20 protein-coding genes and 1 riboswitch are annotated in these 24,019 nt (G+C 50.7%); of the genes, 15 read left to right on the top strand and 5 right to left on the bottom strand.

Going from position 1 to position 24,019, the window contains the following annotated elements; translation table 11 throughout:
* Positions 1-112: 112 nt before the first annotated feature.
* From V3851_RS07865 to V3851_RS07855, 3 genes are all read left to right on the top strand, one after another.
* Entirely contained in the window at positions 113-2,362 is a 2,250-nt protein-coding gene (locus V3851_RS07865) for a glycoside hydrolase family 3 N-terminal domain-containing protein (protein ID WP_331845975.1), read from the top strand.
* 153 nt (positions 2,363-2,515) lie between these two features.
* Complete coding sequence (locus tag V3851_RS07860; protein WP_331845974.1) at positions 2,516-3,361, top strand: alpha/beta fold hydrolase; 846 nt, start codon at positions 2,516-2,518, stop codon at positions 3,359-3,361.
* Between the two features lie 263 nt (positions 3,362-3,624).
* A riboswitch (cyclic di-AMP (ydaO/yuaA leader) is annotated at positions 3,625-3,791 on the top strand.
* Between the two features lie 126 nt (positions 3,792-3,917).
* Positions 3,918-4,712 carry an alpha/beta fold hydrolase gene (locus tag V3851_RS07855; RefSeq protein ID WP_331845973.1) on the top strand — a complete coding sequence of 265 codons (795 nt, stop codon included), beginning with the start codon at positions 3,918-3,920 and terminating at the stop codon, positions 4,710-4,712.
* A 10-nt stretch (positions 4,713-4,722) separates the two neighbouring features.
* Here the strand turns inward: V3851_RS07855 and glsA are convergent, their stop codons facing one another.
* Positions 4,723-5,664: a glutaminase A gene (glsA, locus tag V3851_RS07850; RefSeq protein ID WP_331845972.1), complete on the bottom strand. Its 942-nt coding sequence runs from the start codon at positions 5,662-5,664 to the stop codon at positions 4,723-4,725.
* 219 nt (positions 5,665-5,883) lie between these two features.
* On the opposite strand from glsA, the gene metE reads away from it, so the two are divergent.
* Complete coding sequence (gene metE, locus V3851_RS07845) at positions 5,884-8,181, top strand: 5-methyltetrahydropteroyltriglutamate--homocysteine S-methyltransferase (RefSeq protein WP_331845971.1); 2,298 nt, start codon at positions 5,884-5,886, stop codon at positions 8,179-8,181.
* Positions 8,182-8,331: 150 nt separating this feature from the next.
* The gene (locus V3851_RS07840) at positions 8,332-9,906 is read left to right on the top strand and encodes a peptide ABC transporter substrate-binding protein (RefSeq protein WP_331845970.1); all 1,575 of its coding nucleotides are present in this window, start codon (positions 8,332-8,334) and stop codon (positions 9,904-9,906) included.
* Positions 9,907-9,972: 66 nt separating this feature from the next.
* Here the strand turns inward: V3851_RS07840 and V3851_RS07835 are convergent, their stop codons facing one another.
* Positions 9,973-10,536 (bottom strand): class I SAM-dependent methyltransferase, encoded by a 564-nt coding sequence (locus tag V3851_RS07835; RefSeq protein WP_331845969.1) that lies wholly within the window; start codon positions 10,534-10,536, stop codon positions 9,973-9,975.
* 294 nt (positions 10,537-10,830) lie between these two features.
* Here V3851_RS07835 and V3851_RS07830 point away from each other — a divergent pair, with 294 nt between their 5' ends.
* From V3851_RS07830 to ilvB, 8 genes are all read left to right on the top strand, one after another.
* Complete coding sequence (locus tag V3851_RS07830; RefSeq protein ID WP_331845968.1) at positions 10,831-11,373, top strand: CueP family metal-binding protein; 543 nt, start codon at positions 10,831-10,833, stop codon at positions 11,371-11,373.
* 123 nt (positions 11,374-11,496) lie between these two features.
* The gene (locus V3851_RS07825; RefSeq protein ID WP_331845967.1) at positions 11,497-12,252 is read left to right on the top strand and encodes an SDR family NAD(P)-dependent oxidoreductase; all 756 of its coding nucleotides are present in this window, start codon (positions 11,497-11,499) and stop codon (positions 12,250-12,252) included.
* Positions 12,253-12,397: 145 nt separating this feature from the next.
* Positions 12,398-13,090 (top strand): response regulator transcription factor, encoded by a 693-nt coding sequence (locus tag V3851_RS07820; RefSeq protein ID WP_331845966.1) that lies wholly within the window; start codon positions 12,398-12,400, stop codon positions 13,088-13,090.
* Complete coding sequence (locus tag V3851_RS07815; RefSeq protein WP_331845965.1) at positions 13,087-14,091, top strand: sensor histidine kinase; 1,005 nt, start codon at positions 13,087-13,089, stop codon at positions 14,089-14,091. The genes V3851_RS07820 and V3851_RS07815 overlap by 4 nt, the downstream gene beginning before the upstream one ends.
* Positions 14,092-14,194: 103 nt before the next feature.
* Positions 14,195-14,950 carry an ABC transporter ATP-binding protein gene (locus V3851_RS07810; RefSeq protein WP_331845964.1) on the top strand — a complete coding sequence of 252 codons (756 nt, stop codon included), beginning with the start codon at positions 14,195-14,197 and terminating at the stop codon, positions 14,948-14,950.
* Positions 14,947-16,884, top strand: a complete 1,938-nt coding sequence (locus tag V3851_RS07805; protein WP_331845963.1) for an ABC transporter permease — start codon at positions 14,947-14,949, stop codon at positions 16,882-16,884. Before V3851_RS07810 ends, V3851_RS07805 begins: the two co-directional genes overlap by 4 nt.
* A 293-nt stretch (positions 16,885-17,177) precedes the next feature.
* Positions 17,178-18,656: an Lsa family ABC-F type ribosomal protection protein gene (locus V3851_RS07800; protein ID WP_331845962.1), complete on the top strand. Its 1,479-nt coding sequence runs from the start codon at positions 17,178-17,180 to the stop codon at positions 18,654-18,656.
* A gap of 734 nt (positions 18,657-19,390) precedes the next feature.
* Positions 19,391-21,121: a biosynthetic-type acetolactate synthase large subunit gene (ilvB, locus tag V3851_RS07795; RefSeq protein WP_331845961.1), complete on the top strand. Its 1,731-nt coding sequence runs from the start codon at positions 19,391-19,393 to the stop codon at positions 21,119-21,121.
* Positions 21,122-21,126: 5 nt separating this feature from the next.
* On the opposite strand, the gene V3851_RS07790 is transcribed toward ilvB, so the two are convergent.
* Entirely contained in the window at positions 21,127-21,465 is a 339-nt protein-coding gene (locus tag V3851_RS07790) for a winged helix-turn-helix transcriptional regulator (RefSeq protein WP_331845960.1), read from the bottom strand.
* Between the two features lie 133 nt (positions 21,466-21,598).
* Here V3851_RS07790 and V3851_RS07785 point away from each other — a divergent pair, with 133 nt between their 5' ends.
* Entirely contained in the window at positions 21,599-22,450 is an 852-nt protein-coding gene (locus V3851_RS07785; protein WP_331845959.1) for an SDR family oxidoreductase, read from the top strand.
* A gap of 61 nt (positions 22,451-22,511) precedes the next feature.
* Entirely contained in the window at positions 22,512-22,685 is a 174-nt protein-coding gene (locus V3851_RS07780) for a hypothetical protein (protein WP_331845958.1), read from the top strand.
* A 49-nt stretch (positions 22,686-22,734) separates the two neighbouring features.
* Here the strand turns inward: V3851_RS07780 and sleB are convergent, their stop codons facing one another.
* Together sleB and lspA are read right to left on the bottom strand one after the other, a co-directional pair.
* Positions 22,735-23,352, bottom strand: a complete 618-nt coding sequence (gene sleB, locus V3851_RS07775; RefSeq protein ID WP_414859285.1) for a spore cortex-lytic enzyme — start codon at positions 23,350-23,352, stop codon at positions 22,735-22,737.
* 120 nt (positions 23,353-23,472) lie between these two features.
* On the bottom strand, positions 23,473-23,928 hold the full coding sequence (lspA, locus tag V3851_RS07770) for a signal peptidase II (RefSeq protein WP_331845956.1): 456 nt from the start codon (positions 23,926-23,928) through the stop codon (positions 23,473-23,475).
* Between the last annotated feature and the right edge of the window lie 91 nt (positions 23,929-24,019).

Raw genomic sequence — 24,019 nt, 5'->3', positions numbered from 1 at the left:
AACGGATGGAACATTTTCACGAATAAATCCGTTTAGAAATAGTATGTTCGTGTGTCCATATGTTCGCCTACACCATGAAAGGATGATGAACTTGAAACTATGGCGGAGAATTATGCTTATTATCGGTTTTTTTACAGTGGTCTATCTTGTTCCTTCAACACCGCAGACGACCTGGGCGCGGGAAATATTTTCGGATCTGGGTAACTCGAAGTGGGCGGAGGATGGAATTTATGATTTGACTCAACGGGGAACGATTGCGGGATACGGCAACGGAATATTCAAACCGTCAAGCTCCATTACGCGCGCGCAAGCCGTTACTTATTTAATTCGCGAGATTTATCCCGACAGAAATTTCAAGGTCTCCGAGGTCAAATTCCGCGACTTGCCCAAAACGCATATGTTCTATAGCGAAATGGCCAAAGCCGTAGAATTGGGCTTGGTCGCGGGCTTTGATGACGGAACGGTCCGGCCCGACGCACCGATAAGCCGCGGGGAGACGGCCACGATTTTAGCACGGCTTTATGTGCTTGAACCCGGCGGCAAAACATCGGAACTGTCGGACATTCGTACGCACTGGGCGAAGGAACCCATTCTTCTGCTGGCTTCCAACGGGTTGATCGGCGGATACCCGGACGGAAGCTTTGGTCCCGATCGTTCCGTGAGCCGGGCCGAGTTTGCCGTTTTTTTATCCAGAGTGATCTCTTTCGAACGGGAGCAGGCGATTGAGGCCAAGGATTGGAACAAGCTGCTCGGTTATATGACCCTGGAAGAAAAAGTCGGGCAAATGCTCATGCCGGATATCCGCATGTGGAACGGTAAACCTTCTTATTCGGTGAACGGGGGGGTTGAAGAACTGCTCTATGAGCAGCAGCCCGGCGGATTAATCCTGTTTGACAAAAATATTACCGATGCCAAGCAGCTAATTACATTTAACCATCAATTACAGCAAGCGGCCGGCGATATTCCGCTGTTCTTGGGCATCGATCAGGAAGGCGGCGTGGTCAACCGGATTCCCGGGGGTACGAACTTGCCGGGCAATATGGCGCTTGGTGCGACGGGACAACCTGCTCTTTCGAAGCAAGCGGGCATCGTGACGGGCACCGAGCTTAAGGCGCTCGGCGTCAATCTGGATTTTGCTCCGGTGCTTGACGTCAATGTAAATCCGGACAATCCGATTATCGGAATACGTTCCTTCGGAGCCGATCCCGACCTGGTTGCGGATTTTGGGGTTCAGTTCATGAAAGGGCTGGAACAATCGGGCGTTATTTCCGCCGTGAAGCATTTTCCCGGCCATGGCGATACGACCGTGGATTCGCATCTTGGTTTGCCCGTCGTGACGCATGACAAGCAGCGCTTGGAAGCCATCGAGCTTAAACCGTTCCGGGCGGCCGTTCAAAACGGAGCCGGGATGGTGATGTCCTCGCATATTGCTTTTCCGGCACTGGACGATACGAAGATGAAGTCGAAGAAAGACGGTTCGAGCGTTTTATTGCCCGCTACTTTATCGTCTAAAATCATGACCGGACTCCTTCGGGAGGAGTTAGGGTTTGACGGAGTGATCGTGACCGATGCGTTTACGATGAACGGCATCGCCGAGCATTTCGGCGAGGAAGAAGCGGTACGGCTCGCGGTTAAAGCAGGGGTTGACATCATCCTCATGCCGCAAGACATCCCCGGGGCGCACCAAGCCATCGTCCAGGCGGTGAAGAATGGGGAAATAGACAAGGCGCGGATCGATGCTTCGGTGACGCGAATCCTTGAGTTGAAACAGGAGTACGGTTTGTTCGAGACGCAGGAAGGTTTGCAAGCCAAGCTTCAGCGTGCGGATAAGATTATTGGCTCCAAGGAACACCGTGAAGTAGAACAAGGGATTGCCGAACAAGCGATAACCGAGTTGGTCAACAATAGGGATAGCTTGCCCTTGCGCCTGTCCGACGGAGATACGGTTGCCGTTCTTGCGCCAACCGTCGAACTGTCAAATTCCATCGAAGACAGCCTGTCTTCCGCTAATTTTGGAAAAAGGTTTTCCGTCGAATCGCTAATCATTGGCGATAAGAATGCTTCGGAGACGTATGCCGCCATAAATCGGGCCGATCACGTAATCCTGGTCTCCTATCAATTCCGCAGTTCGATCTCGGACTATGATTGGGCGGCTTATCAAGACCTGATCGACAAGCTGAACACCGGCAATAAATCATATGTACTGCTCTCCGCGGGCAACCCATATGAGATGATGTTCTTGCAAGACGTCAAGTCGGGTATTGCATCTTACGGCGCTGAAGCTCCAAACCTTCAGGCGGCCGTCAAAGTGATTTTTGGGGTCAATAAGGCAAAAGGGAAGCTTCCGGAGGATTGGGGATGAATACATCCCCCAATTCTTTTCTGAATTGACTAAGGAAGAATATTTTGAAAGAGAAATGAATAAATAATATCCCTTTTCTGGCCGACATTTCGGGAAAGGCTCATGATATTATAGATAAGCGCGGAAAGTCGATTACGAAAGGGGATACCAGAAATGATCTATCAAACGAATGCCATTTCGCAGGCCAAACCTCGGCGCTTAAAACGGAGGAAGGTACTGTCGTGGACGCTTGCTGTAGTCGTAGTCCTTGTGCTGGGGCTCGCGGTTCTCTACAAGACCCTTACATACGAACCGCTCGACGCGGCGGTTTCGGCGCTTTCCAGCGACGAGAACGTAACCGTCAACAAGACGGGGGACGGATATGTCTTGGAACCGGCCGGGATGGAGGCATTGCAGCCGAATATTATTTTTTATCCGGGCGGGTTGGTTGAGCCGGAAAGCTATGCTTTGTTCGGCAGAAAGCTCGCCGAAGCGGGACATCGCGTTTATATCGCGGCGATGCCGTTAAATCTGGCCATGCTCGGACAGAACAAGGCCGATTCGTTTATCGCGGAGCATCCGGAAGACAGCTATGTGATCGGCGGACATTCGCTCGGCGGCGTCTTTGCTTCCCGCTACGCGGCCAAGCATCCGGACTCGGTTGCCGGCGTTTACTTCCTGGCCTCATACGCGGATGACGGAGGAAGCTTAAACGGTCTTAATATGTCGGCGCTGCAAATCACCGGTTCGAATGACGGCGTGCTCGACCGCGAGGCGTGGGAGCGGGCGAAGTCCAATTTGCCGGATGCTACGACTTATGTAACGATCGAAGGCGGAAACCACGGCCAATTCGGCGTATACGGCATGCAGAAGGGGGATAATGCGGCCTCCATATCCGCGGAGGAGCAGCTTCTGGCGGTTGCCGGCGCAATGGAGGAATGGATGGGGAGTCTCGGGGACCCGAATGATCCGGGTACGGCGGAGGATGAAGCGAATGCTGAGTCAGCGTCAAATGAATGAATACAAAGTGAGGCAGCAATGATTCCCAAGGGGCTTTTTCCGGAGCTGGCCGGAGAGGTGTTCGGGGAAAAGCTGGGTCATTTTAGATATTTTTAAAAAGGCGAGAAAAAGCGAGGAAGGCTTGAAAAGAATTAGAGCGGATGGCCTGGAAGCGCTTTATCTATACCTTTTTATTTAAAACAATCGAATATTACGGAAGTCATGCCTTTACATATCCGGCTTTCAAGCGTATATTCATTTGCAGAACTTCGGAAATTATATAAGTGTCTTTATCGCTGAGTTTCCGCGGGAACGCGGGAAACGGGGGAACCAACCGTGAGGAGAGCTTCGGATCTCTTCACATGGGGTGAATCTCGAGCGTGATCGAGTAGGGCTACTCTTACAGCCCGAATCCGGCAGCTAACCTCGTAAGCGTAATAAGAGAGGCGACTGCAACCATGCGTATTTAACGAGGTTAATTAATTATAACCTTGACTAGAGAAGCATTGCGAAAAGTTCCTCTTTTCGGATGCTTTTTTTTTGTTGCGAAAAAAAACAAGAGGTGGCTTAAGTTACTATGCCTCAAATTGAACTGAACGGAACGTCATTATACTACGAGGTGCACGGCACCGGCACGCCGATCGTTTTTTTGCATGACTGCCGGTCCTCGCATCATATGTTTGAACCGCAAATCGAATATTTCGGCAAAAGATCGAAGGTTATCGTCCTGGATCTCCGGGGGAACGGGCAATCCGGCAAAATGAATATCGACATCCCCCATATATTGGAGGCGCAGTGCGAGGACTTGCAAAAATTGCTGAATATGCTGCAGGTGCCTCAAGCGGTCCTGGTCGGCTACTCCAGCGGCGGCGTCCTTGCCCAGAAGTTCGCCGCGCTTTATCCGGAACGGGTGAAGGCTCTGGTGCTGGTGGATTGCTTGTTCGAAAGCATTCTGTATGCGAAGGGCAAGTCGCTGTGGGAACTCATAGAACCGCTGGCTTGGGTAACATGGTATTTGCCTGCGGAATTTTTCCTGCGTTCGCTCAGGGTTACTTATAACCGGTGGCTGCCGGCTTATTCGATTTTGAGAAATGAAATTCTGCATAAGCGTCCGACGGAAGCGATCAAGCAGCGGCTGGCGCTGCGGCAGGCCAATATGTTCAAGGACCTGGCAAAGCTGAAGGTTCCCATGCTATGCGTGGCCGGGAGCCAGAACGAATGGGGGCTGAAGCAAATGAACCAGGCTTCGGCCATGCTGCCTTTGGCGCAGTTCGCCATTCTGAAAGACGCCTTCTACCCGAGCCATTTATGCCAGCCGCACAGCTTCAACCGGCTGCTGCTGAATTATTTGATCGATCATCAATTGGTATAACGGGATCGGACTAGAACATACTCCAGTTCAATTCCCGGGACATGATCTCCAGCAAATGAACGCCCGCTTGGCTGTTCCCTTTATTGTTCAGCGCCGGACCGTAGACGCCTATGCCGTAACGCCCCGGAACCAGCGACAGTATGCCGCCGGAGACGCCGCTCTTGGCCGGTAAACCGACCTGAATAGCGAATTCGCCGGAGGCGTTGTACATCCCGCAGGTCGTCATGAAGGTCTTGGCGATTTGGACGTATCTGCGGGGAATCAGGCTCTTCCCCGTCAACGGGTCCGTTCCGTTGCAAGCCAAAACCAGACCCATGCGCGCCAAATCCGCGCAATCGACGGCGATGGAGCAATGCCGGAAATAGACATCCAGTACTTCCTCGACGTCCCCGTCGAGCACTTTGTTTTGCTTTAGTAAATAAGCGATCGACCGGTTCAGGTTGCCGGTGTCGGCCTCCGAACGGTAAACGTCGAGGTCGACCCGCAAGTGATCATTATTGGCCAACGCCCTCATAAATTGCAGAATCCGCTCCGTTTTTTCCTCCGGATCGCTGCCGCGAATTAATGCCGACACCGTAATCGCCCCCGCGTTAATGAGCGGGTTAAACGGAATGCCGGGCCGCACGAGCTCAAGCTTCAACACGGAATTGAAATTGTCTCCCGTCGGCTCCATGCCGACCTTCTCGAACACCCGATCCTCTCCGATATCCATCAGCGCCAAGATCAGTGTGAACAACTTGGAAATACTCTGCACCGTAAAGCGCCGGCCGCAACTGCCTTCGGTTATAAGATCCCCGTCTGCATTGATGAGTGTAATGCCCAAGGCATCATGCGGCGCCCCCGCCAGCTCGGGGATGTAGGAAGCGACCTTGCCCCCCTCGGCAAACGGTACGCTTGCCGCCACCCATTCGGGCAGTTTTCGCCTGATTTGTTGGATTTCCACGGCTGTCATATCGATTCGCCTCCCAAATGAGTTATTTACATTATCGGTACAGGTGATAGCTTCTGATACCGGAAATAAGTATTTTAAATAAACAACTTCAGCGCCACATCATAGCTTTCGTTATAGCCTTAGATTATAGCTGGGTATAGTTTTTTGGATTTACCTTATTGCCACTGGCGTGTGATATCTTTCATGTAACAATTAATAGGGGATGGGAGTGTTTACAAGATGGCGAAAAGCAGTGTTTTGGGATATCCGCGCATCGGGGCGGAACGGGAATGGAAGAAAGCGCTCGAAGCATTTTGGGCCGGCCGGCTCGAAGAATCGGAGCTTCACGCGAAGCTGCGGGAAATTCGGTTGAATCATTTGCGCAAGCAGCAGGAAAAGGGGATCGATCTCATTCCGGTCAATGAGTTCAGCTATTATGATCACATGCTGGACACAGCCGTCATGTTCGGGATTATTCCGCAGCGGTTCGCATATGAAGGCGGCATTGTACCTCTGTCAATATATTATGATATAGCCCGGGGAACGAAAGATGCCACGGCCAGTGAAATGACGAAGTGGTTTAATACCAATTATCACTATATTGTGCCTGAATTGTACGGTATTACGCCGACAATCACCGAGAATAAACCGCTGCTGGCCTACCGGGAAGCGAAAGAGCAGCTCGGAATCGAAGGAAAACCGGTGATTGTGGGTCCGCTGACCTTCCTGAAATTATCGAAAGGGTATGAGCTTGCGGAAACCGATGCTTGGCTGGACCGATTGCTGCCGCTCTATGTACGGATCCTGCAGGAGCTTGAGAACGAAGGGGCCCGGTGGGTCCAAATAGACGAACCGATTCTTGTAACCAGCATAGACATAAACGATCTACGGCGTCTTAAAAAGATATATGAGACCTTTGCGGTATCGGTGCCAAATTTAAGTATCATGCTGCAAACCTACTTTGAAGCGGTGGAACATTACGAAGAGATCGTCCGGCTTCCCGTAAAAGGAATAGGACTGGACTTTGTTCACGGATTGACCGGAAATTTGGCGTCCCTACGAACTGCAGGGTTCCCGGCGGATAAGGTTCTCGGCGCCGGCCTGATCGACGGCCGCGGGATCTGGCGAGCGTCCCCTCGGGATAAGCTAACTTTGCTTGAAGAACTGGAAAAGTACGTCTTGCCCGACAACCTGATCGTGCAAAGCTCCTGCAGCCTGCTGCATGTTCCGGTGACGGTGAAGCATGAAACCAGGCTCCCGGAGCGGCTGAAGGAGGCGCTGGCCTTTGCCGATGAGAAGCTGGACGAACTCGTGCTTCTGACCAAAGCGGTCTCATCACCCGGGCAGGCCGAAGCTATCGCAGAGGATATTGAACAATGCGAACATGCGCTCCTGGCGCTTAAGCTGTCGGACGAGCGTAACCGGAGCGATGTCCAGCGTGCCGTTGCCGCCATAGACACGCAGCATCCGCGGCGTACATCGGCGTTTGCCGAGCGGCACAAACTCCAATCGGAACAATGGCAATTGCCGCTGTTTCCGACCACGACCATCGGCAGCTTTCCGCAGACCGCGGAGGTGCGTAAGGCCCGGCAGCTTTGGCGAAAGGGCGAATGGAGCCAGGAGCGGTATGCCGCCTATGTCCGCGAGCAAATCGATACGTGGATCAAGATTCAGGAAGAGATCGGACTGGATGTGCTCGTGCACGGAGAATTTGAACGTACGGATATGGTGGAGTTTTTCGGCGAGAAGCTGGCTGGTTTCGCATTTACACAGCATGGATGGGTGCAGTCGTACGGTTCCCGCTGCGTGAAGCCGCCGATTATTTACGGCGATGTGGCTTTTGTGGAAGCGATGACGGTCGAGGAGACCCGGTATGCCCAGTCCAAGACCAAACGCCCCGTCAAAGGTATGCTGACCGGTCCGATTACGATCATGAACTGGTCATTTGTCCGTGAAGACATCCCGCGGGAACAAATCGCCTACCAGCTTGCCTATGCCTTGAGGCAAGAAGTGGAGGCGTTGGAACGGGTGGGCATCGGCATGATCCAGGTGGATGAACCGGCGGTCCGGGAAGGTTTGCCGCTTAAGGAAGAGGCGCAGGCGGAATATCTCGAATGGGCCGTCAAAGCCTTCCGCTTAACGACATGCACGGTTCGGGATACGACGCAAATTCACACCCATATGTGTTATTGCGAATTCCAGGACATGATCGGTTCGATTCGGGATATGGATGCGGATGTGATTTCTATCGAAACCTCCCGCAGCCACGGCGAACTGATCCAAAGCTTTGAGGAGACCACCTATGAGCTTGGGATCGGACTGGGCGTATACGATATTCACAGTCCGCGCGTCCCGCAGGTGGAAGAAATGACGGCGATGATCGAACGCGCCCTGCGCGTGCTGGATCCCCGGCTGTTCTGGATCAATCCGGACTGCGGACTGAAGACCCGCGGCACCGAGGAGACGATAGCCTCCTTGCGCAATATGGTGGAAGCGGCGATAATCTCGAGAGAGAAGTTTTCGATCAAAGCGGAATAAACGAACAACTTACTAAATAGGGCAGGCACTCCGTGCCTGCCCGTTTTTACATAATCCGCTTGTTAATTTTATCCTTTCAAACAGAGTGCAAACTGCCGATAATATTCTTGGAAAGGTTTTGTTTCTATTAATGATCTAAGGAGAGACGGGATGAAGAGAAGACTGGTTTTTATGATCGCAATTGCATGGCTATTAAGCATGACGGGAGTTGATACGCAGACGGCCTTTGGTTCCGGCGGCGGGCAGGCGTTCAGGATGGCAACGACGGATTTGCCCGAATCGCTGAACCCTCGTGAAGCCGATACCAGCATGGGTAAAACGATTGCGAAGGGGCTATTCGAGGGCCTTGTCCGCTTGGATGATGACGGCAAGGCGGTGCCGGCCATCGCCAAAGAATGGAAAATATCGGATGACGGAAAAGTTTATACATTTACGCTGCGCGACGATGCCAAATGGAGTAATAACCAGCCGGTCACGGCCACGGATTTTGAGTATGCCTGGAAAAAAGCGCTAGCCCCTGATACATATGCACCCTATTATTACTTGATGTTTCCTATTGCCAATGCGGAATTGTTCAGTAACGGATACATAACCGATGCTTCACAAGTAGGTGTCAGAGCTTTGAATAATACTACGCTGCAAGTGACACTGACGAAGAAGTTGGTTTATTTTCCTCAACTTCTGGCCGAACCGATCTTTTTCCCCGTAAATGCGGCTAATGCAAGTACGAACGAATCCTGGGCTTATCAGGCAAGCACCATGGTGACGAACGGTCCGTTCAAGATCGGGAATTGGAACACCCATGAACTTATACTGGCAAAAAATGATAAATACTATAATGCCAAAACCGTTCACTGGGATCAGGCGAAATTCATTGAATTAATTGATGCGGCAGCCGCTTTTGCTAAGCAAGAAATTGACCTGTTCGGCAGCGATTATTTTTTGAATGACTCATTGAGCGACAGTGATATTCAATTTTCCAACCCCAGCTTATCGTACTACTATCAATTCAATACAACGGAAGCGCCTTTTGACAATCTTAAAATTCGCAAAGCCTTGGCGATGGCGGTTAAACGCGAGCAAATCGATTACGGCACGCCGGCTTTCGGGTTCGTCCCTCCCGGCCTTCATGGCGTGAAAAGCGATTTTCGTTCGGAAGTATCGGATAAGACATATTTCATGGAAGATATAAATGAGGCTAGGCGGCTGCTGAAGGAGGGTTTGGCGGAGGAAGGACTTGCTAAGCTCCCGAAATTCAAAATTATAGTTAATGATTCTTTGGATAATAGTCACACGGATATTGCAAACGTCGTTATAAATAACTGGAAGCAAAATCTGGGGATCGAAGTCGAGGTTGAAGTTCAAGAATGGCCGGAACTCATAGATAACCGTTACCAAATGAACTATCAGGTTGCCAGAGCCGGATGGGCCGCCGATTATAATGATCCCGCGGCATTTCTGGAATATTTCACTTCCTGGAGTACGGATAACGATTCCGGCTGGAGTAATGAGAACTATGACAGCTATGTTAAACTGGCCAGTCAAACCTCCGACCCGGCACTCCGGAACAAGCTCTACGCAAACGCAGAGAAGCTGTTGATCGAGCAAATGGTAATTATTCCGCTGTACTATTATTCGGACTACGTAGTTATCAATCCTAACCTGAAGGATGTATTTATGGACTTCGACGGTTCCGTGGAATTTGTTCACGGTCATTTCCAGTGAACCCGGCTTTCCATGACAGACAGCCTTGTACCCGGCGATCAACCGGTGTACAAGGCTGCTTTTCATTTAGGGCTTCTGGATCAAAATGGAGACCTCCTCTTGATAGGAGTCGCGCGGATAGCAGGTAATCGCCAGCGGGTTATACGAATAAATCTCCGACATTACCTCATTCCAATCGAAAAAGTTAATCATATAACCGTCCCGCAGTTCTTTTTGATTGAAAGAATTTGCCCCGAGCCCGGAGAAGAAATTGACCAGCACAAACCGCTGGCTGACGCGATACAGCTCGGAAAAACCCGCTTTCCAATCATCCAGATGGTTTAAAACGTCCTTGCAGTAAACGAACTGAAAGGCGTTGTCCGCAAAGGGAAGGCGATGAATGTCCCCTTGCAGGAAGCGGCCTTCCGGATAGTTGCGGCGGCAATAGTCAATCATTTGCGGCGTGATGTCTAAGCCGGTGTAGTCGATATTCGGGTTCGTATTCATGGCTCCCGCGTAATCGACGCCGGGACCGCAGCCCACTTCCAGCATATTTTGCACGTTCAGCATCGATAGCAGCGCGCGATACAGCTGTCTGACGGCTTTGTCGTAACCTTCTTCCGGAGATTGCAAAAAGTCGCCGGGATGCACCCGGCTCCAAAAAGAAGTAATGTCTTTGATGGTAATCCCTCCTTAGCCCAGTATCCGAGCGGCGTAACTGCCAATTCAGGCGACTGGTACTGGTGGTCTTATACAAAGTATATGAAATTGTAATAGAATAGTACGGGCTTATTCATTCGGACGGGCACACATTATAAGATTTATAGACTAAGATTTATAGAGTAATAACTATAATAGAGCATTAACAACTGTAAGCCGATTTTAATTCCACTTACAATTTATGGTAAGATTAGAACGAAGATATTTAGGAAGGGTGTCTATACCATGAAACCAAAAAATATGGCCATCGCATTCGGTGCAATTGCAGTAGTCGCAGTAGGAACCTACTTCATTGCAGGTGGTGGTGAAGAAACCAAACCGCAAAGCGAAAATGCGCAAAATATCAAACAATTGGTGCAGGATTATAGCGCGGGCAGCGTAGCCGCCCAATCCGCTTCCATTACGTCGGAGCAGCTGATCGTAAAGGACGGGAACTCGAAAACGCTAACCTATGATTTGCCGCAGGACGAGTTTTTCCTGTCGATCGCTCCTTACATCGAGAATACGCATCCATGCGAAATTCACAGTCTCACCGGCTGTCAGGGCGAAATGGCGGATAAACAATTCCAATTGACCGTTGTCGACCAAGAAGGCAATACGGTGCTGGACAAATCAGTGCAATCCCAATCGAACGGTTTCGTCGACCTGTGGCTGCCGCGGAATCAAACATATGAAGTCACGATCGAGCATGACGGGAAATCGGCAAAATCCGAATTATCGACGTTTGAAGGCGACAATACCTGCATTACGACCATGCAATTGGGATAAATGATTGGTGCGCGTTTCCAAGCACGTTCCCGGACTAAAAGATGTATAAACCCGATGCTCCAGTGAAATATTACGGAAGTCAATTGGATTTAGAAAATTTTCACAGTGCCGGGAGGAAATAAGATGGGAAGATTAACTGATAAAATTGCGGTCATTACGGGCGGTGCGGGAGGAATCGGCAAAGTTACCGCGGAAACCTTCCTAAGAGAAGGGGCGAAAGTGGTATTGGTCGATTTATCCCAAGAGGCCCTGGATAAAACGAAAGCCGATCTGGATGCGCACGGCGAAGTAATCGTCGTTCAAGCGGACGTTTCCAAAGAAACGGACGTGCAAAACTATGTCAATCAAGCTGTGGAACGCTTCGGAAAAATTGATATCTTTTTCAACAACGCGGGGATCGAAGGTAAAGTAGCACCTCTGGTAGACCAAAAACCTGAAGATTTCGATAAAGTGATCAGCGTGAATGTACGCGGCATTTTTTTGGGGCTGAAATATGTTCTCGGCGTAATGACCAAGCAAGGCTCCGGAAGCGTCATCAACACTTCATCCGTGGCGGGTTTGAGCGGCAGCCCGAATGTTGCGCCTTATATCACTTCCAAACATGCGGTTGTCGGGCTTACGAAAGCGGCGGCCGTCGAGTCGGCGGGCTCGAATGTAAGGGTCAACTCCATTCACCCGTCGCCGGTAAATACCCGGATGATGCGTTCTTTGGAAGCGGGCCTGCATACGACTGAGGAAGCGTTGGCCAAAAGTATTCCGCTCCAACGCTATGCCGAAGCTAAGGATATCGCTAATTTGGTGTTGTTCCTGGCAAGCGATGAGAGTTCATTTATTACCGGAGTCCAATATCGGGTGGACGGCGGGATGGGTGCGTTATAAACCGAAGTTTGCTTTTCGTTATACTGCTGACCGCTGTCTCTTTCGGAGGCGGCGGTTCTTTGGGTTGCGGGATGGATCAAACCGTTATTTTAATATACACTGGGACATGAAGCTATAAAGTTATTATGAAAATGCGGGTGACTTCATGTTCAAAATCATGCTGATCGAAGACGATGCGACATTATTTCATGAGATTAAGGATCGGCTGCAGCAGTGGACTTATGAAGTAGTCGGCGTGACCGACTTCGGCAAAGTCCTGCAGGAATTTTTGGAGGCGGGGCCGGACCTTGTGCTTGTCGATATCGGGCTGCCGAAGTTTGACGGCTTTCATTGGTGCCGGTTAATCCGCTCCCATTCCAATGTGCCGATCATCTTCCTGTCTTCGCGCGATCATCCGACCGACATGGTGATGTCGATGCAGCTTGGAGCCGACGATTTCATTCAAAAGCCGTTCCATTTCGAGGTGCTCATCGCCAAAATCCAGGCCACCCTGCGGCGGGTATACAATTACAATACGGAGCGTTCCCCGCTAAGGACGTGGCGCGGCGCGGTCGTGGAATATGTGAAGAATACGATTACGGCGGAGAACCGCTCCGCCGAGCTGACCAAAAATGAAATGTTTATTTTGCAAATGCTGATCGAGCGCAAAAATACGATCGTTAGCAGGGAAGAATTGATCCGCAGCCTGTGGGACAACGAGCAGTTTGTCAGCGACAACACCTTGACCGTCAATGTGAACCGGCTTCGCAAGAAGCTGGAGCCGCTTGGGCTGGACGGGTTTATCGAAACCAAGGTGGGGCAGGGCTATATGGCGACCGATGAGGCGGCTGCGTTATGATCGGCAAATACATCCGGGAGCGGCTGAGCTGGATTTTGCTGCTTGTGTTTCTGCAGGGGCTGCTTTTGTTTATCGCCGCCATCGATAACAGTATCCCGTTCAAGCCGGTGCTGTACATCGTCTTTCTGTCGACCCTCTGCATCGTTCTGTTCCTAATTGTGAGGTACCCGAGAGAAACCCGGTTTTACAAGAGTCTGGCCGCCTGGGACGGCTCTTTGGATCTCTCCCAGATCAGCCACCCCAATGGCCCGCTTGAGACCCTGACGATGGACATGCTATCGCTGCAAACGGAGCTATACAAACGGGAAGCCTCGTTGCACCTGGTCGCTCTGGAACAGGAGAAGGACGATCTGTTGTCCTGGATCCATGAAGTGAAAACCCCGCTTACGGCGATGAAGCTCATGATCGAACGGCTGGAGGACCGGGAGCTGAAGTCGCGGCTGATGTATGAATGGCTTCGCATTCATCTGCTTCTGGACCAGCAGCTGCACAGCAAGCGCATGCCGTTTATTCAGAACGATCTGTTTATCGAAAAGGTAGCGCTTGAGCCGGTCGTAACCGCGGAGATCAAAGCGCTTCAGTCCTGGTGTATCCAGAGGGGGATCGGCTTTGATCTTTCCTTGGCGGAGGGTGAGGTGCTGACGGATGCGAAATGGCTCGGCTTCATTCTAAGGCAGCTTCTGACCAACGCGGTCAAATACAGCCATGATTCCGATATCGTCATTACGAGTGAAATGAACGGCGGGCATGTGACACTTCGCCTCCAGGATTCCGGGCGAGGAATCGATCCCAGGGATCTGCCCCGGATCTTCGAGAAAGGCTTCACTTCCACGCGGGAGCATCAAGACAGCGCGGCTACCGGTATGGGGCTTTACTTGACCAAAAAAGCGGCCGACTCCTTGTTGATTTCAATCGTTGTCGATTCGATTCCGGGTCAAGGGACTGCGTTCACGCTGACATTTCCCAAAAATAATGAATTTGCGGGCATTTCGGGCATGTGACAACATTGTCACATGCTTTTGCGCTTTGTTCGCCGATTCGCAGGAAAAGCGGGCCTCCGATCATATAAGATGAATGCATGAACTTCAAGGAGTGAGAAAACTTATGCCAATATTGGAGGCAAGCAAAATCCATAAAAGCTACGGCAATAAATTCAACCGGCAGGAAGTGCTGAAGGGTATCGATTTGAATGTGGACAAAGGGGAGTTCGTCAGTATCATGGGAGCGTCCGGTTCCGGGAAAACGACCCTGCTGAACGTTCTTTCCTCCATCGACAAAGTGAGTCTGGGCAGCATCAAAATTGAGGGCAAGGAATTCACGGGCCTGAAGGAGAAGGAGCTCGCCGAATTCCGCAAGCACCACCTCGGCTTTATTTTTCAGGAATATAACCTGTTGGATACGCTGACCGTGAAAGAAAATGTGCTGCTGCCCCTGTCGATCCGCCATGTGTCCAAAAAAGAAGCCGACCGGAAATTCCAGCTTGTGGCGACGGAACTCGGCATTTACGAAATCAAGGACAAATATCCGAATGAAATATCGGGCGGGCAAAAGCAGCGGACTTCCGCTGCGCGGGCGTTTATTCATGAGCCCAGCATTATTTTTGCCGATGAGCCGACCGGCGCGCTGGACTCCAAATCCGCATCGGATTTGTTGAACAAGCTCAGCGAACTAAACCGCAAACTGTCCGCCACGATCGTAATGGTAACGCACGATCCCATGGCGGCAAGCTACTGCGGGCGGGTCGTCTTTATCAAGGACGGGCAGATTTATACGCAGCTTAACAAGGGCGAGGAGTCGAGACAGGCGTTCTTCAATGATATCATCAAGACACAAGGCGTGCTGGGCGGTGTTCAGGGATGAGGCTGAATCAACTGATCTACCGGAATTTGAAAAAGAATATCAAAAACTATTATCTGTATGTATTTGCGCTTATTTTCAGCGTGGCTCTCTATTTTGCTTTTGTAACGCTGCAGTATGATCCTGCCATGGACGAGCTAAAAGGTTCCATAAAAGGGGGCGCCGCCCTGAAGGCCGCCTCGGTCCTGCTGCTGGCGATCGTCGCCGTCTTTCTCGTATACGCCAACAATATTTTCGTGAAGCGGCGCGGCAAAGAGATCGGCCTGTATCAATTAATCGGATTGACGAAGGGGAAGATCTTCCGGATTCTCGGCAGCGAGAACCTTATCCTGTATTTCGGGTCGATGCTGGTCGGCATCGTTGTCGGCTTTTCTTCCTCGCGCCTGCTGCTGATGATATTGTTCAAGGTGCTGGACGTGGAGGCCGAGGCTTCCCTGAACTTTTCCGTACAGGCGCTTAAACAAACTTTGATCGTGTTTGCGCTGATCTATGTGCTGATCATGCTGATGAATTTCACATTCATCAAAAGGCAGAGCATTCTGTCCCTGTTCCGCGCTATTTCCGCGACCGAGAACAAAATCCGCAAAATGCCGCTATCCGAAATGATCTACGGACTGCTCGGCATCGCGTTGATTCTGTTCGGTTACGCGCTGTCAACCAAATTGTTCGGCGGCGATTTCATGGGAATGAACGAGCTGTTTATGGCGATGATCGCGATTTTGGGATCGGTCATCCTGGGGACTTATTTATTCTACAAAGGCTCCGTCAGCTTCATCTTCAATATCGTCCGCAAGAGTAAAGGCGGGTATTTGTCGGTGAGCGAGGTGCTGTCGCTGTCCTCGATCATGTTCCGGATGAAATCGAATGCGCTGCTCCTGACTATCATCACTACGGTTTCCGCGCTGGCGATCGGTTTGCTGTCCTTGAGCTATATTTCCTATTATTCCGTGGAAAAAACGGCGGAGCAGAGCTCGCCAAACCATTTTACCGTACTTGCGGAAGATGATGTCGCCATGTTCACCGAAGCGCTGAAGAAGGATAAAATCGAATATGAAGTAATCCGGATACCCGTAGTCAAGGCGGATGCCCGCGTGTCCGATATTACCGGGCTGAGCCCGGAGGGGGAAGCCGGCGATATGCTGACCTTTGCCGTCATCGGCGAAAATTCCGTGCCGGGCGTCGAGCTTGCGTCGGATGAGACCCTGTTTACCGGCTCCAGTAATGCGATGGAGCAGTTTATTGGCATGAAATCATCGGGCGAGGTGGAATTTCAAAGCAAATCCGAAAACCTTAAGCTTCACTTGACCGGACTGAATAAAGAATCCGTCATTTCCATCTATTTCGGGTTAGGTTTGCCGACGGCGATTGTAGATCAGGCGGTGTTTGACCGGCTGAAACAGAATATGGATCCGGAATTGCAGCGCACTTACACTGAATATATCGGGATCGATATCATGGATCCTTCGAAATTGGAGCAAGCCAACGGGCTGTTTGGCGCCATGGGCTTGAACGAAAAGCCGGGAAACATTTCCCAACCGGATGAAATTTCCGGGCAGAAAGGAAGTATGGGACTGATCATGTTTATTGTCGGCTTCCTTGGTCTGGCCTTTCTGGTCGCTTCGGGCTGTATTCTGTACTTCAAGCAGATGGGCGAAGGGGAAGAGGAGAAGCCTAACTACACTATCTTGCGGAAGCTCGGATTCACGCAAGGCAACCTGCTGCGCGGCATCCGGTTCAAGCAGCTGTTTAATTTCGGCATCCCTTTGATCGTCGGTCTCGTTCACAGCTATTTCGCCGTGAAATCCGGCTGGTTCCTGTTCGGAACCGAGTTATGGACCCCCATGATTCTGGTCATGCTGCTCTATACGGTTTTGTACTCCATATTCGGCCTGTTGTCCGTTTTATATTACAAAAGGGTTATTAAAGAATCGTTATAGGACTACCTGGTTCATATTCCTTGAAATGTGAAAACGATTATGATACGATACAGATACTTTTAATGACAAAGGAGCTGAAGAGGAACATGGATTTTTCTTGCTAAGAAATAAAACAGCAAATGCGATTACAGATCGCAAGTTTTATTTTGGTTGCAAGAAAGTACCTGTTTCTTTTTCACTCAAACGAAATATCCTGATCTGGTCCCATTTGGGATTGGATTGGCTGTATTCAATTTGAGCCGAAGGAAGGTAACTTTCTTGCGGCTCAAATTTTTTTGCGGGAGGATAATTTCATGTCATTAATTAATGTATCGAATTTGACGTTTGCCTATGAAGGCAGCTACGATAACATATTCGAGAACGTAAGCTTTCAAATCGATACCGATTGGAAGTTGGGATTTACGGGAAGAAACGGACGGGGGAAGACCACATTCATGAACCTGCTGCTAGGCAAATACGAATACGGCGGAACCATTTCCGCCGATGTCGGATTTGAGTATTTTCCCTTTCCGGTCGAGAACAAAGAAGATATGACGCTGAATGTCATCGAGGATGTTTATCCGGATTATGTACATTGGGAATTGATGCGCGAGCTGTCCTGGCTCCAGGTTTCGGAGGATGTGCTGTACCGGCCCTTCGCCTCGCTGTCGAACGGGGAACAGACAAAGGTATTGCTCGCCGCGTTGTTTCTGAAGGAGAACAGCTTCCTGCTCATCGACGAACCGACCAACCATCTTGATATGGAAGGCAGACAGCTGGTCAGCGATTATCTCAATACGAAGAAGGGCTTTATTCTAGTGTCGCATGACCGGGCATTTCTCGATAACTGCGTGGATCATATTCTGTCCATCAACAAGACGAATATCGACATTCAGAAGGGAAATTTCTCCGACTGGTGGGAAAACAAACAACGGCAGGATAATTACGAGCTTGCCGAAAACGAGAAGCTGAGGAAGGATATCAAACGGCTGTCGGATGCCGCCAAGCGGACGAGCAACTGGTCGGATGCGGTCGAAAAAACGAAAAACGGGACGACGAACTCGGGTTCAAAATTGGATAAAGGATATGTCGGCCATAAGGCAGCCAAAATGATGAAGCGTTCGAAATCGATCGAGCAGCGGCAGCATTCGGCGATCGACGAGAAATCGAAGCTACTGAAAAACATCGAAAGTTTTGAAAACTTAAAAATTTCCCAGCTTGCTTATCACAAAAGCCGGCTTGCCGAGCTGGAAAACATCACGATTTCTTACGGCGACAAAACGGTCTGCCGGGACATCAGCTTTACGATTGACCAGGGGGAACGGATTGCGCTTTCCGGCAAGAACGGCTCGGGAAAATCGAGCATCATCAAGCTCATCTGCGGAGAGCCTATCGAGTATACCGGCCAATACCGTCCGGGAAGCCAGTTGAAAATCTCTTATGTTTCCCAGGGCACCTCGCATTTGCAGGGAAATTTAACGGATTTCGCCCGGGAACACGATCTTGACGAGAGCCTGTTTAAAGCGATTTTAAGAAAGCTCGATTTCGCCAGAGTGCAATTCGAGAAGGATATTTCCGCCTACAGCGAAGGCCAGAAGAAAAAGGTGCTGATCGCCAGAAGCCTCTGCGACCGAGCCCACTTGCATATTTGGGACGAACCGCTCAATTTCATCGACGTGATCTCCCGGATGCAAATTGAAGAGCTGCTGCTGGAATATGCGCCGACCCTTCTTTTCGTGGAGCATGACCGGGAATTTTGCGAAAATATCTCCACGAAGGTCGTTGAATTATAAGTGTTGCCAAATCGCTCGGCTTCTGTTAATATGATGTCTAACATAAATTGGCAATGATGAGGATTAAATTGTAAAGGCGCTTATGATCAGAGAGTGGAGGGAATGCTGAGACCTTCGCCGTAATCCTTTGCAAGATGTCGCCTCTGAGCTTTTGACCGAAAACCGCGGGCCTTTTAATGGCTTGAAGATGAGTAGGCTCAAACGGACCGGCACACGTTATCGTGCCGCTGGTAAGAACCTGCAGGTTCTTACCGCATGAGGCCGAAAATCGCGAGATTTCCGGCGAACTAGGGTGGTACCGCGAAATGAACCCCTTTCGTCCCTTGGTCATGACAGCTGCCAGCTGTCGGCCGGGATGGAAGGGGTTGTTTATTTTATAGAACAAGCGATGATGAGGACTAAATTGCAAAGGCGCTTATGTTCAGAGAGCGGAGGAGCTGCTGAAACCTTCGCCATATTCCTTTGCGAGAGTGTCGCCTCGGAGCTTTTGACCGAAAATCGCCAGGCCCTAAAGCGGCTTGGGACCAGTAGGCTCAAACGGAATGGCACACGTTACCGTGCTGCAGGTAAGGTGGAAGGATCGAAGGACCTCCTTACCTCATGAGGCCGAAAATCGCGAGATTTCCGGCAAATCGGGGTGGTACCGCGAAATATTCCCTTTCGTCCCTTTGGTGCGGCAGATATGTTCTGCCGGCCGGGGATGGAAGGGTTATTTTTATAAGGAGGGAACCAAAATGGAAAAAAAGACGAAAGTAAAAAATATGCAGGGTAAGCAAGCGCTGGAATTCATTTCGGGATCGGAAATTCTCTTGCGTTCTTTACTCCTGGAGGGCACGGAATGTGTGTTCGGCTACCCCGGGGGAAATGTCCTTTATATCTATGACGCCATGGCTAAAGATCCGGATTTCAAACATATTCTGGCCCGGCATGAGCAAGGCGCCGTGCATGCCGCCGACGGGTATGCCCGCTCGACGGGAAAGGTCGGGGTGGTGATCGCCACATCGGGACCGGGGGCAACCAATCTGGTCACCGGTATAGCCACCGCCTACATGGATTCCGTCCCGCTTGTAGTCATTACGGGCAATGTTTCGACCTCGCTGCTCGGTTCGGACGCGTTCCAGGAGGCGGACATCCGCAGCATGACCATGCCGATTACGAAGCACAACTACCTGCTGCGCGACGTGCATGATCTGCCCCGCGTTATTCATGAAGCGTTTCATATTGCCAATACCGGGCGAAAAGGCCCGGTCCTGATCGATATCCCGAAGGATGTCTCGAATCAGAAGATGTTCTATCAACCGCCCGGTGATATTCATGTTCGCGGATATCAAGCCGTCCCGGCGCTTAATCATGACCCGGTCGATCGATTGCTTCAGGCGATTGCCGACTCGGAGCGGCCGGTCATCATTGCCGGAGGCGGCGTAGTGTATGCCGACGCTTCCAAGGAGCTGCTGGAATTCGTTGCGAAAACGAATATCCCGGTAGCAGCCACATTGCTTGGTTTGGGCGGTTTTCCAAGCTCGCATGAGTTAAGCTTGGGCATGCCCGGCCATCACGGGACGTATGCGGCAAATATGGCGATTCAACAAGCGGATTTGCTCATATCGATCGGTTCGCGGTTCGACGACCGGGTCACGATGAAAGTGGACGGATTCGCTCCCGCGGCCAAGCTGATCGCGCATATCGATATCGATCCGGCCGAAATCGGTAAAATCGTGAACACGGACATCGCCTGTGTCGGCGATATTAAAGCCGTGCTGCAATATGCGAATACCAAGGCGATGCCCGCCCGGTCAAGCGCCTGGGTTCTTGAAGCCCAAGCGAACAAGCGCAAGCATCCGCTGCGGTACAAAGATTCCGGGACGGAGCTCAAACCGCAATTCGTCATCGAAATGATTCACGAGACAACGAATGGTGAAGCAATCATAACGACGGATGTAGGACAGCATCAAATGTGGGCGGCCCAGTTCTACAAATTTAATCATCCCCGTTCCCTGATCACATCCGGAGGCTTCGGAACAATGGGATTCGGACTTCCCTCCGCGATCGGCGCCCAAATCGGAAACCCGGATCGCCTGGTCGTATCCGTCAATGGGGACGGAGGCATGCAGATGTGCGCCCAGGAGATGGCGATGATGGCGATCCACAACATTCCGGTTAAAATCGTCGTCCTGAACAACGAAGTGCTGGGCATGGTTAAGCAGCAGCAGGAAATCAGTTATCAACGGCGCTACAGCCATATTGATCTGCAGGGCAGCCCCGACTTTGTCAAACTGGCGGAAGCGTACGGAGTCAAGGGGCTAAGAGCTCGTACGAAAGCGGAAGCGGAGCGGGTATGGAAAGAAGCCATGGAGACTCCCGGACCCGTGCTTGTCGAATTTGTCATCCCGAAGGAGGAGAATGTGTATCCGATGGTGCTCGGCGGCAACACCCTGGATCAGATGATCATGGGGGATTTTGAATAAATATATTAATTTTTGCTTGATGAATATTTTAGATATTCCTGCCCCCATTCAAACAGCGAGTCCAAGCTTGGTTGCAGTTTTCTGCCCAGATCGCTTAATGAATACTCCACCTTGGGCGGAATTTGGGCAAACTCGGTCCGGACGATCAAGCCGGATTTCTCCAATGCTTTCAATTGTTTGGCCAAGGTGGCGTGCGTTAAATTGTCCAGTTTGCGTTGCAATTCATTAAACCGGAGCGTCTCTTCGCTCAAAAAATGCAATATCAACAAAGACCATTTTCCGGCGAGAACCTTTTGAACCGTAAAATAGGGGCAATCCTTGATCATATCACTCGAAATAGCCATGCCGTAAAACCTCCAACAGTATACTTTAGGATACCTACGATATTAAAATATCGTACTTGTTAAAAATCTCGCATAATTTATATTATACTGTAAAACAATATAAAAATAAGTTTGGAATTTGGAGGCATGAATCATGAAACTATTGGTAACCGGAGCCACCGGACAACTCGGCGCATTGGTCGTTGAAGCCTTGTTAAAGAAAGTGCCCGCTGCAGATATCGCCGTAAGCGTGCGCGATCCGAAGAAAGCCGAACATCTGCACGGCCTGGGAGTCGATGTGCGTTACGGGGATTTTCACGACTACGCTTCTTTGGTAAAGGCGTTCGCCGGTATCGACCGGCTGCTGATCATATCCTCAGGCGATTTGCATAACCGGGTCGAACAGCACAGAGCGGCCGTAAGAGCCGCGCAGGAGGCCAAGGTGGGATTCATCGCGTATACCAGCGCGCCCAATGCCGCGAACAGCGTTTTCCCCATCGCCGAAGATCACCGCGAGACGGAGCAAATCATTCAGAAGACGGGCATTCCTTATTCCTTCCTGCGCAATAATTGGTATTTGGAAAATGAAATGGGCACCTTCCAGGCCGTATTGAACGGTGCTCCGTGGACGATTGCCTCCGGCGAGGGCAAGGTGGGCTGGGCATGGCGCCGCGACTATGCCGAAGCGGCGGCGACGGTTCTTGCGGGGGACGGTCATGACAATACGATTTATGAATTGTCGGGCAAGCCGATTACGCAAGCCGAGCTGGCCTCGATTTTTGCGGAAGCGATGAACCGTGAGGTTCAGGTCGTACACGTAAGCGACGAAGAATATGGCAAAATGCTGAGCGAATCCGGCGTGCCCGAAGCCGTGGTTCCCGGTTTGGTCGCCATGCAGCGCGGGATTCGCGAAGGCGGACTGGATGTCGAGAGCGAGGATTTCGGGAAGCTGTTGGGCCGGCCGGTCACGCCGCTTCGCGAGGCGATTCGACAACTGCTGGCATAATCCGAATCTGCATTGTTTTGTCTAAAGGGGGTTAATCTATCCGTACAAGGAGGGAATGAGGATGCCGTATGATCGCAAACCCGATACAACGGATGGAGACCCGGATACCATCTACGAGGACACAAGCCCGCATCCGCGCACAGGCTTCCTGCCGGAACAGCTTGATATTACAGCGATGCCCGCTAATGAAGCGGATGAAAACGGAAGCCATAAACGGGAGTCCGAAACCAGATAAACAACAAAGACAGGAATCCGGCAGCGTAATGCCGATCCTGTCTTTGTTTTTATCCGGCGAATATATGATTTCCGATTTGCACCTTTTGCGGACGAGTCCAAATCCAGGCGCTGGTCGCCGTATCCGGGTTGAAATAATAGAGCGAACCGTAGGTCGGATCCCATCCGCGGACGGCATCCAGTGCGGCCTGATAAGACGTACTGTCCGGCGTCAGCCAATATTGCCCGTCATCCACCGCCGTAAATGCTCGCGGCTGAAAGACGATATCATGAATATTATCGGGAAACTGGTCGGACTTAAGCCGGTTCATCACAACGGCGCCGACGGCAACCTGGCCTTCGTAAGGTTCTCCTCTTGCTTCACTATATATGACCCTTGCCAGAATATCCATTTCACTCTGATTCAGAGAATATTTTTTTAGGGCTTGCCAGGTTTGAGGACCGCTTACTCCGTCAACCTGAAGGCCGTAAGTTTGCTGAAAGCTTTCGACCGAGCCCTGCGTCTGCGTCCCGAAATAACCGGTGAGCTGCCGATCAAAGAAACCGAGCGCTTTCAGTCTGTATTGCAGATCCCATACATCGCCGCCCGTGCTGCCTGCTTTCACTGTACCGGGAGCTGCCGCCTGCGAGTTTCCGCCGAACAATCCTATTCCGATAGCGGCAATCATACACACTACAAATATCCGGAATAATTTCATTCGCGGGTCACCTCCTTTCCTGACTGATTGTATCGGCTGGAAAGGAGTGAGGGCAACCCTCAACATTTGGTATATTGAAACTTTATATGGTCATAATGTCGTTTTTTTCTTATTTCTCAATGGGTTCAGAATCAGCTCGGAAATCAGGATCAACAGAAAACCGAGGCTTATGGCATGGTCCGCAAAATTGGAAATCCCCCTGCCGAAATCCAGGAAATCCGTGACCCGGCCGAACAGCAAGCGATCGATTGCATTCCCGATGGCTCCTCCGGCAAAGCATGCCGCTCCGGCCTTGAGGATAAACCCGTCAAGCATCCCCTTCTTTAGGAGGTAAAGAATACTAATGACGACAAGAACAGCCGGAATAATAAAATATCTTCCATATCCTTGAAAGCTGCTCCCCATGGCGCCGGTGTTTTGATAATGCGTCAGTTGAAATCCATCCCAGACGGGCAGTGACTGCCCCAAAGCCAAATTAAATCGAACCCACAATTTGGTGATCTGGTCGAGAAAAACAATAATAAACAATAGTAAATAAAACAGCATGTTCACCTCGCCCCGGAAAATCATCTTAAGTTTAAGATATTATAAACTGATTGTATACGTTAAAGAGCGGTACAGCAAATTTCCGTTTTAA

This window comes from Paenibacillus haidiansis (assembly GCF_036553665.1).
Lineage (GTDB): Bacteria > Bacillota > Bacilli > Paenibacillales > Paenibacillaceae > Fontibacillus > Fontibacillus haidiansis.
This window is presented reverse-complemented; position numbering and strand designations above follow the sequence as displayed.

Coding starts and splice junctions, on each gene's coding strand:
- V3851_RS07865 (WP_331845975.1), top strand. CDS start 113: ATGCTTATTATCGGTTTTTTTACAGTGGTCTATCTTGTTCCTTCAACA.
- V3851_RS07860 (WP_331845974.1), top strand. CDS start 2,516: ATGATCTATCAAACGAATGCCATTTCGCAGGCCAAACCTCGGCGCTTA.
- V3851_RS07855 (WP_331845973.1), top strand. CDS start 3,918: ATGCCTCAAATTGAACTGAACGGAACGTCATTATACTACGAGGTGCAC.
- glsA (WP_331845972.1), bottom strand. CDS start 5,664: ATGACAGCCGTGGAAATCCAACAAATCAGGCGAAAACTGCCCGAATGG.
- metE (WP_331845971.1), top strand. CDS start 5,884: ATGGCGAAAAGCAGTGTTTTGGGATATCCGCGCATCGGGGCGGAACGG.
- V3851_RS07840 (WP_331845970.1), top strand. CDS start 8,332: ATGAAGAGAAGACTGGTTTTTATGATCGCAATTGCATGGCTATTAAGC.
- V3851_RS07830 (WP_331845968.1), top strand. CDS start 10,831: ATGAAACCAAAAAATATGGCCATCGCATTCGGTGCAATTGCAGTAGTC.
- V3851_RS07825 (WP_331845967.1), top strand. CDS start 11,497: ATGGGAAGATTAACTGATAAAATTGCGGTCATTACGGGCGGTGCGGGA.
- V3851_RS07820 (WP_331845966.1), top strand. CDS start 12,398: ATGTTCAAAATCATGCTGATCGAAGACGATGCGACATTATTTCATGAG.
- V3851_RS07815 (WP_331845965.1), top strand. CDS start 13,087: ATGATCGGCAAATACATCCGGGAGCGGCTGAGCTGGATTTTGCTGCTT.
- V3851_RS07810 (WP_331845964.1), top strand. CDS start 14,195: ATGCCAATATTGGAGGCAAGCAAAATCCATAAAAGCTACGGCAATAAA.
- V3851_RS07805 (WP_331845963.1), top strand. CDS start 14,947: ATGAGGCTGAATCAACTGATCTACCGGAATTTGAAAAAGAATATCAAA.
- V3851_RS07800 (WP_331845962.1), top strand. CDS start 17,178: ATGTCATTAATTAATGTATCGAATTTGACGTTTGCCTATGAAGGCAGC.
- ilvB (WP_331845961.1), top strand. CDS start 19,391: ATGGAAAAAAAGACGAAAGTAAAAAATATGCAGGGTAAGCAAGCGCTG.
- V3851_RS07790 (WP_331845960.1), bottom strand. CDS start 21,465: ATGGCTATTTCGAGTGATATGATCAAGGATTGCCCCTATTTTACGGTT.
- V3851_RS07785 (WP_331845959.1), top strand. CDS start 21,599: ATGAAACTATTGGTAACCGGAGCCACCGGACAACTCGGCGCATTGGTC.
- V3851_RS07780 (WP_331845958.1), top strand. CDS start 22,512: ATGCCGTATGATCGCAAACCCGATACAACGGATGGAGACCCGGATACC.
- sleB (WP_414859285.1), bottom strand. CDS start 23,352: ATGATTGCCGCTATCGGAATAGGATTGTTCGGCGGAAACTCGCAGGCG.
- lspA (WP_331845956.1), bottom strand. CDS start 23,928: ATGCTGTTTTATTTACTATTGTTTATTATTGTTTTTCTCGACCAGATC.